Below are 15,423 nucleotides of genomic sequence, written 5' to 3'. Positions count from 1 at the left end.
TCAACGGAACGATACTAGCAATTTTATTTACACAGTGTAAACCCTGTGATAGCGTGGCCCAAAATAACAACAAATCGGGCCGCAGTCGGCGCCCGGATAACAGGGACTCCGCCATGACATCTTTCCGCAAAAAACCCTTCTATAGCAGGCCAAAACTGCTTGGCACGGCACTGGCGCTGGCCGTTAATCACGCCGCGCTGGCTGCGCCCCAGCTCGAAGAAGTGATCGTTACTGCGCAGAAGCGTTCCGAGAATCTCCAGGACGTGCCGGTCGCGGTGTCGGCGATCACCGCCGATCAGCTCGACGACATCGGTTTCAACGATATTGCCGACATCGCTGCCCAGGTGCCCTCACTGATTGTATTGACCAATATCAGTCCGCTGTCGGCCACCTTCCGCATCCGCAATATCGGCAATGCCGGGAACATCCCGACCTTCGAACCGGCTACCGGCCTGTTTATCGATGGCGCATTTCGATCGCGCTCCGGGATGGGTATTGGCGACCTGGCCGATGTGCAATCGGTGGAAGTCCTCAAGGGGCCGCAGAGTACCCTGCACGGTAAAAACGTCACCGCCGGGGTGATCAGCGTGACTACCAAAGCGCCCAGCGAAAGCCTTGAGGGCATGGTGGAAGCCACTCTCGGCAGTGACAATCTGCAACAGCTCAAAACCTCGATCAGCGGCCCTTTTAATCATTGGTTGCGCGGGCGGCTAAGCCTGGTGGAAACCCATCGCGATGCGTGGATTGACAACACCGCAGGTGCCGACAGTGACACCCAGGACAGCCGCGCCATTCGCGCCCAGTTGCAGGCCGACTTCAGCGACCGACTCAGTGCCCGGCTGATTGTCGGCTATAGTGAGAAAGACATGAATCCAATGAGCGGCGATGTCTATCTGAGCGAAGCGGCCCGGGAAATTATCGCCAATGCTGGCGGCCGCCTGAGCATTGCCAATGATCCCACCGACCGCAAAGTGGAATATCGCGATAACACCACCTTCGACAGTGAAAGCAACGATGTCATCCTTAAACTGGAATACGCCTTCGACAAGGTGACGCTGACAGCCATCAGCAGCTACGACGACTACGAAAGTGCCAATGGCGTGAACGATGTGGAACAGCAAAGCCTGCAGCTTGCCGACTTCCTCGATGTACAGAACGGGCACTCGTTTTCGCAGGAACTGCGTTTTGCGTCCAACGACAATGCTCGCCTGAACTGGCTGGCCGGCTTGTTCTACTACGAAAATACGTTTATCCGCGGTGATCGCGAACTGTCGGAATTTATTGCACAGCAGGATATCGCCGCCTATGGCGACGCGGTATTTGACTATCAGGTTTCTCAAGGACTGCTGCCGATTAACCTCCTACCGTTGACCATCCCCGCGCTGGGCGTTGCCGGTGATCGCGGCGACTACTACGTTAAACAGCAAACTGAAAGTCTTGGCGTCTTTAACAAATACGACCTGACGCTTTCAGAGCAGTGGCAACTGTCACTGGGTCTGCGCTATTCCTACGAGAAGAAACACGGTCGCATCGACCAATCCAATCAGCTATCGGCGCTGGGCTGCGTTCCGCCGCTGAATACCAACCTGCTATGTAGCGTTACCCCCGACGGCAATAACTACGATGACACCCTCGATTTTGAAGCGGTCACAGGCTCGCTCTCAAGCAACTATTTTCTCAGCACTGACACTATGCTTTATGGCGCAATTTCCACTGGCTTCAAGGCCGGAGGCTTCAGCCTGCAGAACGGCACGGCCACCGGCGAATCTCGTCCCTACGGAGAGGAGAACGTCACCAATTACGAGATCGGTCTGAAGAGTGAGTTTCTCGACAAACGGGCGCGAGTAAACGCGGCAGCTTTTTACACCGAGTATGAAGACTTTCAGAATGCCAGCTATGCCGGTCTGATTTTCGTGGTGAACAATGCCGAGCTGGTGACGGTTAGCGGTGTAGAAATCGACTCCACTTTTATCCTCACGCCCTCGCTGGTCGCCAATATCAACCTAGCCTACATTGATACCATTTACGACGAATACACTGGCGGCCAGTGCTACTACGGTAGAAATCCAGACAACGCATTGGGGCAGTGCGACCTCAGCGGCGAGAGCCTGCCCTCAGCGACCCGATTCAAAGGAAATATCGCCCTGAACTACTACCGCCCGCTGTTTTCCGGTGAGTTCTATGCGCGACTAGACTACCTCTACAACGGTAGCGCCAATAACAGTGCCTCTCTGGACCCCCGCGCCGAAACCGAGGCCTACGGCATCACCAATCTTCGTCTGGGATGGCAGAATGCTCAATGGGATATTGCCATATGGGGGAAAAACCTGAGTGATGAAGACGCTATCGCCCAAACCGCACCGGCCAATGTCCACACACAAGTCGATCGCAATATCGGCGCAAGCGAGGGCTCCTATCAGGCCTTCACTATTGCGCCGTTCAGTGCTGGACTGACCGCGCGCCGTTACTTCTGACCCGCCACCGCCGTAAACAGGAGAAAAACGTGTCTCACACTCTGATCATCACCGGTGCCAGCGCAGGCATCGGCAAAGCGCTTGCATGGGAATTCGCCAAACGGGGTTGCCGACTTGGACTCACAGGACGGCGTCTGGAAGCGCTGGAAACATTGCAAGTCGAACTGCAGCAGCAGACTGGTGTCGAGGTCCACATCGCCAGACTGGATGTGGACGACACCGACAGCGTAGAACTCAGCCTGCTCGATCTATTCGCGGCACTGGGCGGGGTAGACAGTGTAATCATCAATGCCGGCATCAACAATTTCACCCGTGTCGGTCACGGTCAGTTAGCTGACGAAACAGCCATTATCCGCACGAATCTACTCGGTGCCATGGCCACCGCCAACGCTGCAGTGGCTTATTTCCTGAAGCGCGGGCAGGGTCAGATTGTTGGCATTTCTTCATTGGCCTCCCTGCAGGCCATCCCCAGCCAAGCAGCCTACTGCGCCTCCAAAGCTGGAATTTCCATGTATCTCGATGCGCTGCGCATTGAGCACAAAGATAAGCATATCGACGTCACCCAGATACGACCCGGCTTTATCAAAACCGAGATCATGGAGAACATCGACCGCTACCCCTTCGCCATTTCAGCTGAAAAAGCCGCAAGTGAAATGGCGAAGGCGATTCTCGCGCGTCGGAAAGATGTGTTTGTGCCCCGTTTTCCCTGGACACTGTTCCGGCCACTGTTGGGCCATCTGCCCGACCGAATCTGGCAGCGCTTCAAATCCTAGACGCACCGCCGTGTCACACTGCGCCGAAATAGCGCACCGCTTTTTTGCTTCGCGCACGAAAACTGCGCGGGCACCCCACAAGCCCAACCGGCAGACCACCTTCAAAAAAACATCAAATCAGCACAGATGTCGGCATTTTTATAGGATTTAGCCGAAAAATACTGGACAAACAGAATATTGGCACAAGCCTTGAATAGTTGTGATCAGGTTTCAACGTAGAAACCGCCGTTATCCAACAGATATTCAGCAAAGGCGCTGCCGACGAGATTTCGTCGGCGCGCCTTTTTTTTTTGCCCGCATTTTTGTGGGCCCTAAAGGGGGACACTATGCCTGGCTTCAAGGCCCTACGCCGCCGGCTCCACTGCTGCGCAACACTGGTGATTGCACTGACTTCAATCGTGGCAGTTGCCGAGGATTACCCGGAGAAAGAAGAATTAACCTTCGGGTTTATCAAGCTCACTGACATGGCGCCACTGGCGGTGGCCTATGAAAAAGGCTTCTTCGAGGACGAAGGCCTGTACGTGCGGCTGGAGGCCCAGGCCAACTGGAAAGTATTGCTCGACCGCGTCATCGACGGACAACTGGACGGCGCACATATGCTGGCCGGTCAGCCTCTGGGGGCCACCATCGGCTACGGTACACAAGCGCATATCATTACTGCATTCAGCATGGATCTGAACGGCAACGCCATTACTGTTGCCAACCGTGTATGGGAGCAGATGAAGCCCCATGTGTCCAAGCGTGAAGATGGCAAGCCTCAGCATCCTATCAGCGCGGCGGCACTGAAACCCGTGGTGTCGGACTACGCCAAGGCCGGTGAGCGCTTCCGCATGGGGATGGTCTTCCCGGTCTCTACCCACAACTATGAACTGCGTTACTGGCTGGCGGCCGGCGGGATTCACCCCGGTTATTACGCGCCGCAAAAAGGCGATAACTCCGGCCAGCTCAATGCTGATGTACTGTTGTCAGTGACGCCGCCACCGCAGATGCCCGCCACCCTCGAAGCCGGCACGATTCAAGGCTATTGCGTAGGTGAACCCTGGAACCAGCAGGCGCTGTTCAAGGGGATCGGCGTGCCGGTCGTCACCGACTACCAGATCTGGAAGAACAATCCTGAAAAGGTGTTTGGTGTCAGCCAGACCTGGGCGGAAAAATACCCCATTACTCACCGCAAAGTGGTCAAAGCGCTGATCCGCGCTGCCGCCTGGCTCGATGAGAACGACAATGCCAACCGCGACGAAGCCGTGAAGATGCTCGCCATGCCGCGCTATGTCGGTGCCGACCGCGAAGTCATTGCCAACTCCATGACCGGCAGCTTTGAATTCGAGAAGGGCGACCGCCGCGACGCCGCCGACTTCAACGTTTTCTTCCGCCACTTCGCTACCTACCCCTACTACTCCGATGCCATCTGGTATCTCACCCAGATGCGCCGCTGGGGACAGATTGCCGAGGCCAAACCCGATAGCTGGTACATGGACATCGCCCGCAAGGTATACCGTCCCGATATCTACGCCGCTGCCGCCAAAGAGCTGATCGCCGAAGGTGTGCTGAGCGCCAGCGACTTTCCTGACTTCGATACCGAAAGCGGCTTCAAGCCACCGCAAGCCGACTTTATCGACAACATCACCTACGACGGCAGCAAGCCCAACGCCTATCTGGAGAAATTCCCGATTGGCCTGAAAGGCAAAGAAGCCCTCTGAGGGCTGGGGAGAACCTATCCATGATTAACGTCTCGACACTGCCCGCCTGGCTGGAGCCCTTGGCCAAAATGGCCAAGGGAGAAAACCTTGTCCAGAACAGCCAGATGCTGTTCAGCCGGCTGCTTATTCCGCTGGCGGGTATTCTGGTCTTTCTCATGCTCTGGCACACCGCGGCCAGCAATATTGACACCTCGCTGGGTAAATTTCCCGGTCCCGCCGAAGTTTACCATCAGGCTCAGGGGCTGATCAGTGAACACGAGCGGGAACGGGAGCGCGCTGCCGCGTTTTATGAGCGCCAGGAAAAACGCAATGCCGAACGTGTGGCGAAAGACCCCAGCTACGAGCCCAAAATTCGCGACTACACCGGCAAGCCTACCTTTTTCGATCAGATCGGCACCAGTCTGATAACGGTGATGAGTGGCTTTGTGCTGGCGTCACTGCTCGCGATTCCGCTCGGCATTGTTATCGGCCTCAGCAGCAGCCTGCACAGCGCCTTCAACCCGCTGATTCAGGTCTTCAAACCGATCTCGCCGCTGGCTTGGTTGCCGCTGGTCACCATGCTGGTCTCGGCGCTGTATGTCAGTGACGATCCGCTGCTGCCCAAGTCGTTTATCACCTCGATGATCACCGTCATGCTCTGCTGTCTGTGGCCCACGTTGATCAACACCGCTGTAGGTGTGGTATCGATTCCCGACGACCTCGCCAACGTCAGCCGCGTGCTGCGTCTGAGCTACCTTGAGCACGTGCGCAAGATTGTATTGCCATCGGCCATTCCAATGATTTTCACCGGCCTGCGACTGTCGCTGAGCATCGCCTGGATGGTACTGATCGCCGCCGAAATGCTGGCGCAAAACCCGGGACTGGGGAAATTCGTCTGGGACGAATTTCAGAACGGCAGCTCATCATCACTCGGCCGCATCATGGTCGCGGTGCTCACTATTGGTCTGATCGGCTTTCTGCTGGACCGCGCCATGCTGATGTTGCAGCGACTCGTGTCCTGGGACAAAGCCGCCACCCTGCGATAAGCCAACAGCGAGAGGACAACATCATGGCATTACTCGAACTCAGCGATGTCGGCATCGAATTCCCGACACCCAAAGGACCTTTTTGCGCCCTGCAAAAGGTCAATCTGAAAATTGAAAAAGGCGAGTTTATCTCGCTGATCGGCCACTCCGGCTGTGGCAAGTCCACCGTGCTGAACATTGTCGCCGGCCTGCACCAGGCGACCGAAGGTGGCGTGGTGCTGAACGGAAAGGAAGTCAACGAACCCGGACCGGAGCGCGCGGTGGTCTTTCAAAACCATTCGCTGCTGCCCTGGCTCACCGCCTATGAAAACGTTGAGCTGGCAGTCAAGCGGGTCTTCAAAGGCAAAAAGACCCGGGCCGAAATGCGTGAATGGATCGAGCACAACCTCGAGCTGGTGCAAATGGATCACGCGCTGCATAAACGCCCGGACGAAATCTCAGGTGGTATGAAGCAGCGGGTCGGCATTGCCCGGGCACTGGCCATGCAGCCGGAAGTATTACTGATGGACGAGCCATTCGGTGCACTGGACGCCCTGACCCGCGCCCACCTGCAGGATTCGCTGATGCGCATTCAGCGCCAGCTCAACAACACCGTCATCATGATTACTCACGATGTGGATGAAGCCGTACTGCTGTCCGACCGCATTGTGATGATGAGTAACGGCCCCGCCGCGAGCATCGGCGAAATCCTGGACATCGGCCTTCACCGCCCCCGCGACCGGGTCGGTCTGGCCAATGATCCGCTGTACAACCAGTACCGCCAACGCGTGCTGAGTTTCCTCTATGAAAAACAGCGCTCACCAGAAGCGCAGACCCCGGCACCACAAACCACCCAGCCAAAAAAGTGTGAGGCCGCGGCCTAGGCCGCCAATGGAGACAACACCATGAAATACACGCTCTCTCTCTGCGCAGCAGCCCTGCTGTGCAGCCAGCCGAGTCTGGCCGAAATATCGGATTTGGGCAGCTTTTACAGCGATATAAAACTGCGTTACGAACATGCCGACATCGACGATCCGGCCGACAATGACAAAGCCGACGCCGCGCTTGCCGATATCGCCGTAGGTTTCAAAAGTGCTGAATACGCCGGTTTCAGCGTACTGGCCGAGTACGAGGCCGGCGTCCTGGCCCTCGATGATTTCGCACCGGAGAATCCCGGCTACGACGTGATTGCCGACCCTCAATTCAGCGAGTGGAATCGCGCGCAACTGCAATACAAACAAGGCGGTTTTAAGGCTGTTGTCGGCCGTCAGCGGCTGATCTTCGACAATGCTCGCTTTATCGGCAACGTCGGCTGGAGAGCCAATGAACAGACCTACGACGCGGCGAGCCTGCGCTACCAGCAGGGCAAGTTCACCGTTCAGTATGCCTTCATTGATGAAGTCCACAGCATTCTGAAAAAATTTGACGCCGATACCGACAGCCATCTGCTGAATGCCAGTTATCAATTTGAGACGCTGTCTGTCGGCGGCTACAGCTACCTGCTGGAGGACGACGACAGCGGTGCAAGAAACGACACGACCGGTCTGCGCATCGACGGCAGTGTCGTCCTCGGCGACCAGAAACTGACGTATCGTGCGGAATATGCCCAGCAACGCGCCGACACCGGGGGCGCCGACTTTGATGCCGATTACCTCGTTGCCGACATTGGCACGTCCGTGTCCGGCGTCAGCCTGACCCTCGGCAACGAGCGTCTGGGCAGCGACGACGGCCAATACGGCTTTCAAACCCCGCTGGCCACCAAACACGCTTTCAACGGCTGGGCGGATGTGTTTTTGGCGACACCCGCCAACGGTCTGGATGACCGCTACCTGAAAGTCGGAGGCAAACTGGGCAAGGTCAAGCTGGCCGCCCACTACCACGACTTCGCCGCGATGGAAGGCAGCGACCGCTACGGCGATGAAATCGACCTGCTGGCCACCATGAAGCTGGCCGAGCGCTATACCGTGGGCGCCAAATTCGCCGACTACAGCGCCAAAGACCTGGGCAACGACACTCGCCGCTTCTGGCTGTGGCTGCAATTCAGCCTGTGAGCAATGACTGAGCAACTGTCCTCCCCCGCCAGCAACCGCCTGCTGATTATCGGCAGCGGCCTGGCGGCCAACCGCCTGCTGGAAGAGCTCGACCTTCAACATCCCTTCAGTGAAATTCTGCTGCTGGATGACGAAGGCGTTGCGCACTACAACCGCATTATGCTGTCACCGCTGCTGGCGGGTGAGGTCTCACTCGACACCATCACTCCACACGACGAGCACTGGTATCGGGCCCGGCGCGTTCGGCGCCTGTCACCCTGGCCGGTCAGTCGCATCGATACGCAACAGCAGCGCGTTTATGCCGAAAATGGCGACACACTGTGCTACGACCAACTGGTGATTGCCACCGGCAGTCGCAGCGCCTTGCCCACCCTGCCCGGCATCGATCACCCGGCCGTTTACGGCTTTCGCTCACTACGCGATGTAGACGCCCTGCTTCGTGCGGGAGAAAACGCCAAGCGCGCGATCGTCGTCGGCGGCGGATTACTGGGCATAGAGGCCGCGGTGGGCCTGCGTCAACGTGGCCTGTCCGTCACCCTGCTGCACCGCAATCCGGTGTTGATGAACCGGCAACTGGATAGTGAGGCCGCCGCACTGCTGTGCGATGCGCTGGCGCAACGCGGCATTGAGGTGATGACCGGCGTTAGCCCCACTGCTGTTCTGCACAACGCGAGCGGCGAACTGCGCGGGCTGGCGCTGAACCGGCAGGGCGTCATGCGGGAATTGAACGCCGACTTACTGGTCTTCGCCACAGGCATTCACGCCAATACCGAGCTAGCGCAGCAGGCCGGATTGACGGTGAATCGCGGCATTGTCGTCGATACGGCCTTGCAAAGCAGCGCCGACCGGGTCTTCGCCATTGGCGAATGCTGCGAGTTTGATGGCAATAGCTACGGCTTGGTCGCCCCCATCTGGGATCAGGTCCGGATTCTCGCCGCGCAGCTTCGTGGTGACCACGCCGCACGCTACAGCGAACGGCAACACCTGACTAAACTGAAAGTCTCGGGGCTGGATGTACACAGCATGGGACAGTTTATTGCCGAACCCGGCGACGATTGTCTGTGTTTGAGCGATCCGGCGCGGGGCGTGTATAAAAAACTGCTGTTGCGGAACTCCCGACTGATCGGCCTTCTCTGCCTGGGCGATATACGAGACAGCCTCTGGTATGCCGAGTTACTGGAGTCCGGGCAGTCAGTCGCGCCACTGCGTCAGCAGTTGCTGTTTGGCCGCGCCTATTGCGACGGCATCGCCTGACCCCTCTTCCACCGGCAATCACTCCCCTTCTATCTGATCCACCGGCTATCGCTATCCTGCGCCCATAAAAAAGGCCCCCGAAGGGGCCGTCAAGCACGCATTGGAACTCAGTTTGCAGCGACTTCGATACGCTCGCCTGTCAGTCGCACCGGGTAAGCGCGGACCGATTTCTCGGGCGCTTCCAGACACTCGCCGCTACGTAAATCAAAATGCTGTTTGTACAATGGCGACGCCACCACCTTGCGCTCGCCAATAGAGCCGACGATGCCGCGGGACAGCACATTGGCCTCACCACAGGGGTCAAAATTGCTGATGGCGTAAACCTCGCTGTCTCCAAAGCGAAATACCGCCACCTGCTCATCGCCCAACAGGGCACACACACCGGTGTCCGGTACAATATCCGAAACGGCACAAACATCTATCCAGGCAGTCATTAGCGCAACTCCACAGCAAGTGATTCGGGGTTTTCAGAATGAGTATCGGCCGCACGGCGTTCCGCATCGGTGGCTGGGCGGCGCTGGCCGCGCTCGCGCACGTACTGCAAGCGAGAATCGGCAGCATCGGCATTCACGAAGTGTCGGAAACGCTTGCGCTTCTCGGGGTCTTCCACCGTGGTTTTCCACTCGCATTGGTAATTGGCAATCACACGGGTCATCGAGGCTTCCAATTCCTCGGCAAGTCCAAGGCTATCGTCGATGACCACCTCGCGCAGATAATCGAGCCCGCCTTCAAGATTCTCCAGCCACACCGAGGTGCGCTGCAGGCGGTCAGCGGTGCGAACATAGAACATCAATACCCGGTCGATATAGCGAATCAGCGTGTCGTCATCCAGCTCGGTGGCGAACAGATCGGCGTGGCGAGGGCGCATACCACCGTTGCCGCAAACATATAGATTCCAGCCCTTTTCGGTAGCGATCACGCCGATGTCCTTGGACTGTGCCTCAGCACACTCCCGAGTACAGCCCGACACCGCAAACTTGAGTTTATGCGGCGAGCGCAGGCCCTTGTAACGCTCTTCAATGGCAATCGCCATCGACACCGAATCCAGCACACCGTAACGGCACCAGGTGCTGCCCACGCAGGATTTCACCGTGCGCACCGACTTGCCGTAGGCGTGGCCGGTTTCAAACCCGGCGGCAATCAGCCGCTCCCAGATGTCCGGCAGCTCGTGGAGCTGGGCGCCAAATAAATCCACTCGTTGACCGCCGGTAATCTTGGTGTACAGATCGTAGTCCCGCGCTACTTCGCCGAGCACAATTAAACGCTCCGGGGTGATTTCGCCCGCCGGCACGCGCGGCACAATGGAATAGGTACCGTCCTTCTGCATATTACCCAGGTAGATGTCGTTGGTATCCTGCAGGGGCATCAGCTCGTCTTCCAGCACATAGGCATTGTGCAGGGAGGCCAGAATAGAACCGATGGTCGGCTTACAGATTTCGCAGCCATGACCGCTACCGTGAGCCGCCAGTACCTCGTTGAAACGGGTGTAGCCTTTAACGCGAATCAGGTCGGCCAGCTCGCGGCGCGTATGGGGGAAGTGCTCACAGAGATCGGTGTTCACCTCCACACCCAATGCAGACAGCTCACTGTCCAGCAGTTGTTTGACCGACGCGGCGCAGCCCCCGCAGCCAGTGGAGGCCTTGGTCAGGGCTTTCAGTTCGCCCAGCTCGTGGCAGCCCCCCTCAATGGCGGCGCAGAGGTCGCCTTTGCTGACATCGAAGCAGGAGCAAATCTGCGCGGTGTCCGGCAATGCGGCCAGTCCGATCGACGGTGCAGCCCCCACATCATTGGGCAACAACAGGGCCGCAGGATCACCACCGATGGGCATCTTGTTCAACATCATTTGCAGCAGTGTGGTATAGCTGTCGACGTCGCCAACCAGTACCGCACCGAGCAGTTGCTTGCCATCGGCAGAGACGGTGAGACGCTTGTAAACATCGGCGCGCTCATCACTGAACACGTAGCTGACCGCACCGTCAGTGCGCCCTTGCGCATCACCAATCGACGCCACGTCCACGCCCAGCAGTTTCAACTTAGTGCTCATATCAGCGCCTTGAAACTGGCTCGACGGCTCGTCGCCACTAATTGCCGCTTCGATATGTGCCGCTGCCACCCTCGCCATCTGATAGCCGGGGGCAACCAGACCGAAGATGCGTTGGTTCCACAGGGCGCATTCGCCAATGGCATAGATATCGGCGGCGGAAGTCTGGCAGTAATCGTCGATCACAATGCCGCCCCGCTCACCGATCGCCAGTCCGGTTTCGCGGGCCAGATCATCCCGTGGGCGGATGCCCGCCGAAAACAGGATCATGTCGGTTTCCAGTTGGCTGCCATCGGCAAACTGCATGCAGTAGCGGCTGTTCTCTCCGCCGGTGATTTCCTGGGTATTTTTGCCGGTGTGCACCTGCACCCCCAGCGCTTCGATCTTGCTGCGCAGCCTGGCACCACCGCCCTCGTCGAGCTGCACTGCCATTAGCTGCGGCGCAAATTCCACCACATGCGTTTCCAGTCCCGCCTGTTTCAGGGCATTGGCGGCCTCCAGACCGAGCAGACCACCGCCGACCACCACACCGGTTTTCGACACCGCGGCGGATGCAGAAATCGCCTCAAGATCTTCGATAGTGCGATAGACGAGGCAATGCGGCTGGTCTTTACCGGGAATCGGCGGCACAAAGGGATAGGAACCCGTCGCCAAGACCAGCTTGTCGTAGTCTTCCTGGCGGCCCGAGGCCGTGGTAATGCGTTTCTGGGTGGTGTCGATCTGCGCGACACGGTCGTCAGTAACAAAGCGGATACCGAGCGCCGCATATTCCTCTGCATCTCCCATGGCAAGATCATCTGCCGTGGCACCAGAAAAATAGCTGCTTAGCTGTACTCGGTCGTAGGCGAGGCGGGGTTCTTCGGAAAAAACGAGCAGGTCGATGTGCTGCGCGTGCTCAGAACGAGCGAGGGTAGTAAGGAAGTTGTGGCCAACCATTCCGTTGCCGACAACGACAATGCGCATCTTACTCATGGCGTCTCTCTCTATTTAGCAGGTCATGGGTTCATATCTCCTATGTGTTGCGTCGCTGCTCTACCAGAGTGAGGCGCCATTGCCACAAATGGTATCGACAGGGTTTAAGCAATAGCAGTGCCAGTTGGCCAGATTTGTCCTAACTCCCCTGTTTTGCAATGTAAATGGCGTCAGAGGCGCTTTCACTGCAGCGTCAGATACGCACTCGTATCAGGCACAACATGCAAAACATGCCCAAAAAACAGGCACACACCACCCTCAAATGACCGCTTCCGGCGCAATTTGGAAGGCTTTTCGGGATGAATAAAGCTGGCACTGTTCTTGAATATTCACCAGCAGGAATATCAGCGATGGTGTTCTGGTACCAATGTAGGTACCCCGGATTTTCTTCTGTTTGATAGAGCATTGGCGCTCGCAGCTTTAGCTGCGAGCGCCTTTTTTTTGCCTGTTTTCAGCAGCGCACAACGAGAGCACAAGCCATGACGACCGACACCACCACAAGCCATACCACCTGTCCCTACTGTGGCGTGGGCTGCGGCGTTGAGGTATCGGTTTGCGATGGTCGTGTTCAGCCGGTGAAAGGCATCGACAACCACCCCGCGAACTATGGTCGGCTGTGTGTGAAAGGTTCGGCATTGCATGAAACGCTGGACCACGACGAGCGCCTGCTTACCCCGCTGATTCACGGCGAGCCCGCGAGCTGGGACGCCGCCCTGCAAGCCGTTGCCGACAAGATGAAGCAGGTGATCGCCGATCACGGCCCGGATGCCGTGGCCTTTTATGGCTCTGGGCAGCTACTCACCGAAGACTACTACGTTGCCAACAAGCTGATGAAGGGCTTTGTCGGCAGCGCCAATATGGACACCAACTCTCGGCTTTGCATGGCCTCTGCGGTAGTCGCCCACAAACGCGCCTTCGGCAGCGATACCGTCCCCGGCTGCTACGAAGATTTGGAAGCCGCCGACTTGCTGGTACTGGTCGGCAGCAATACCGCCTGGGCCCACCCGATTGTTTACCAGCGCATCGCGGCAGCCAAGGCCGCCCGCCCCGAGATGAAGATTGTGGTGATTGATCCACGGCGCACCGCGACCTGTGATATCGCCGACCTTCACCTGCCGATCAGGCCCGGCAGTGATACCCTGCTGTTTAACGGTTTGCTGCGCTACCTGCACAACGAGCGGGCCACCAACGAAGCCTTTCTTCAGCAACACTGTGAAGGCTGGGAAACGACACTAGACGCCACACAGTATGATGAGCAGCTTGCACAAACCATCGGCGTCACGCCCTCCGCGCTTGCCCAGTTCTTTTACTGGTTCAAAGAAACGCCGCGCACCGTCACCGTATTCTCCCAAGGCGTGAATCAGAGCCGCGATGGCAGCGACAAAGCCAACGCCATTATTAATGTCCATCTGGCGACCGGCCGCATCGGCAAACCCGGAGCCTGCCCTTTTTCGATTACCGGCCAGCCCAATGCGATGGGTGGCCGGGAGGTAGGGGGGCTCGCCAATCAATTGGCTGCCCATATGGACTTCGGCGACGATGACGCAGACCGAGTGCAGCGCTTCTGGCAGTCACCGAATATCGCCAAACACGCGGGACTGAAAGCCGTTGAGCTGTTTCAGGCCGTCGCCGAAGGGCGCATCAAATTTCTGTGGATCATGTCCACCAATCCACTGGTAAGCATGCCCGATTCCGACACCGTGCGCGCTGCCCTGCAGCACTGCGAGATGGTGGTGGTATCGGATTGCATGCGATACACCGATACCACCGCGGCCGCCGACATCCTGCTGCCAGCCGCAAGCTGGGGGGAGAAAAACGGCACGGTGACGAATTCAGAGCGTCGCATTTCCCGGCAACGTCCTTTCCTGAGCGCGCCGGGTGAGGCCCGCCCGGACTGGTGGATCGTTTCTCAGGTCGGTCAGCGCCTGGGCTTTAGCGATGCCTTCAACTACCAACATCCCGCCGATATCTTCGACGAGCACGCCCGTCTGTCGGGCTTCGAAAATCACGGGCAGCGCGACTTTGACCTGTCGGGGCTCATCGGGCTTTCCCAAACCGACTACGACGCGATGCTGCCGGTACAGTGGCCGGTCAATGCCAAATACCCTCAAGGCCGTGCGCGCTTTTTCGATGACGGCCGTTTCTATACGCCGAATGGAAAAGCCCGGCTGATTCCCGTTCGAGCACAGGCACCGCTTTCAAGCAGTGGTGACACACTGTTGCTCAACACTGGCCGCATCCGCGACCACTGGCACACCATGACCCGCACCGGAAAATCTGCGCGGCTCACCCAGCACAGCCCTGAGCCCTATGTGGATATGCATCCCATCGATGCTGCACAGCGGGGCATTATCGATGGCCAGATCGTCGCGTTGTCGAATACACAGGCCCGCAGCTTGCTGCGTGTTCGTATTACCAAGGACGAGCGTCAGCGCCCCGGTGAGCTGTTTGCACCCATGCACTGGACCAGCCGCTATGCCAGTCGCGCACGCGTCTGCACGCTGATCACCAGTGATCGCGACCCGCACTCCGGCCAGCCAGCGCTGAAAGCCGGTCGCGTGGACGTCTCGCCCTACCCGGCACGCTACTACGGCTTTCTGCTCAGCCGCAGGGATATCGGCCCATTGCCCTGCGATTACTGGGCCTATAACCGAAGCGCGGATTACCACGCCTACGAACTGGCAGATGCGGGCAGTGCCGACGGGCTTCTCCAGACCCTGCAGCGTCAATTTCCGGGGATCGAATGGCTACATGTCCACGACAACGCTGAACAACACTATCGGCTGGTTGGCGTTGAACAGGGCCAGCTGCAATGTCTGCTCTTCACCCACCGAGACCACCGCGTAGAGCTGGGGAACCGGCGTTGGCTGTTGGAGTGTTTCACGTCGACGTCTATCAGTGACCCGGAACGACTGGCGCTGCTGGCCGGGCGACCACGGGAAGGCAGTCAGGACAGTGGTGCCATTATTTGCTCTTGCTTTCAGGTGGGAGAAACCGCCATTCGGCAAGCAATTGCCAACGGCTGCGACACAACGGCCGCGCTCGGCAAGGCGCTGAAATGCGGCACGAATTGCGGCTCCTGCCTGCCTGAGCTAACCGGCTTGATTGAGACGCAGTGCGCGATCACCGCCGAATCTGCATGAGGAACAACACC

10 protein-coding genes are annotated in these 15,423 nt (G+C 58.1%); 8 read left to right on the top strand and 2 right to left on the bottom strand.

What is annotated here, in order from left to right; genetic code table 11:
• Window positions 1-113: 113 nt before the first annotated feature.
• The 7 genes from G411_RS0116540 to G411_RS20935 all read left to right on the top strand — a co-directional run bounded on the left by G411_RS0116540 (window position 114) and on the right by G411_RS20935 (window position 9,256).
• Window positions 114-2,474: a TonB-dependent receptor gene (locus G411_RS0116540; protein ID WP_022960324.1), complete on the top strand. Its 2,361-nt coding sequence runs from the start codon at window positions 114-116 to the stop codon at window positions 2,472-2,474.
• Window positions 2,475-2,503: 29 nt separating this feature from the next.
• Window positions 2,504-3,247, top strand: coding sequence for an SDR family NAD(P)-dependent oxidoreductase (locus G411_RS0116535; RefSeq protein WP_022960323.1), 744 nt, complete (start codon window positions 2,504-2,506; stop codon window positions 3,245-3,247).
• A gap of 326 nt (window positions 3,248-3,573) precedes the next feature.
• Window positions 3,574-4,947 carry a CmpA/NrtA family ABC transporter substrate-binding protein gene (locus tag G411_RS0116530; RefSeq protein ID WP_022960322.1) on the top strand — a complete coding sequence of 458 codons (1,374 nt, stop codon included), beginning with the start codon at window positions 3,574-3,576 and terminating at the stop codon, window positions 4,945-4,947.
• A 20-nt stretch (window positions 4,948-4,967) separates the two neighbouring features.
• On the top strand, window positions 4,968-5,972 hold the full coding sequence (locus G411_RS0116525) for an ABC transporter permease (RefSeq protein WP_022960321.1): 1,005 nt from the start codon (window positions 4,968-4,970) through the stop codon (window positions 5,970-5,972).
• Between the two features lie 23 nt (window positions 5,973-5,995).
• Window positions 5,996-6,835, top strand: coding sequence for an ABC transporter ATP-binding protein (locus G411_RS0116520; RefSeq protein WP_022960320.1), 840 nt, complete (start codon window positions 5,996-5,998; stop codon window positions 6,833-6,835).
• A gap of 21 nt (window positions 6,836-6,856) precedes the next feature.
• Window positions 6,857-8,002 carry an alginate export family protein gene (locus G411_RS20940; RefSeq protein WP_022960319.1) on the top strand — a complete coding sequence of 382 codons (1,146 nt, stop codon included), beginning with the start codon at window positions 6,857-6,859 and terminating at the stop codon, window positions 8,000-8,002.
• Window positions 8,003-8,005: 3 nt separating this feature from the next.
• The gene (locus G411_RS20935) at window positions 8,006-9,256 is read left to right on the top strand and encodes an NAD(P)/FAD-dependent oxidoreductase (RefSeq protein WP_022960318.1); all 1,251 of its coding nucleotides are present in this window, start codon (window positions 8,006-8,008) and stop codon (window positions 9,254-9,256) included.
• A 107-nt stretch (window positions 9,257-9,363) separates the two neighbouring features.
• On the opposite strand, the gene nirD is transcribed toward G411_RS20935, so the two are convergent.
• Together nirD and nirB are read right to left on the bottom strand one after the other, a co-directional pair.
• A complete protein-coding gene (gene nirD / locus G411_RS0116505) occupies window positions 9,364-9,690 on the bottom strand; it encodes a nitrite reductase small subunit NirD (protein WP_022960317.1) in 327 nt (108 codons plus the stop codon).
• Window positions 9,690-12,269, bottom strand: coding sequence for a nitrite reductase large subunit NirB (nirB, locus tag G411_RS0116500; RefSeq protein ID WP_022960316.1), 2,580 nt, complete (start codon window positions 12,267-12,269; stop codon window positions 9,690-9,692). The genes nirD and nirB overlap by 1 nt, the downstream gene beginning before the upstream one ends.
• A gap of 479 nt (window positions 12,270-12,748) precedes the next feature.
• Between nirB and G411_RS0116495 the strand changes: the two genes are divergently transcribed.
• Window positions 12,749-15,412, top strand: a complete 2,664-nt coding sequence (locus G411_RS0116495) for a nitrate reductase (RefSeq protein WP_022960315.1) — start codon at window positions 12,749-12,751, stop codon at window positions 15,410-15,412.
• The last annotated feature ends 11 nt before the right edge of the window (window positions 15,413-15,423 follow it).

The sequence above is a fragment of the Spongiibacter tropicus DSM 19543 genome, from assembly GCF_000420325.1.
Lineage (GTDB): Bacteria > Pseudomonadota > Gammaproteobacteria > Pseudomonadales > Spongiibacteraceae > Spongiibacter > Spongiibacter tropicus.
Note: the sequence above shows the minus strand (reverse complement) of the source record. Positions and strands in the feature narration are given on the sequence as shown.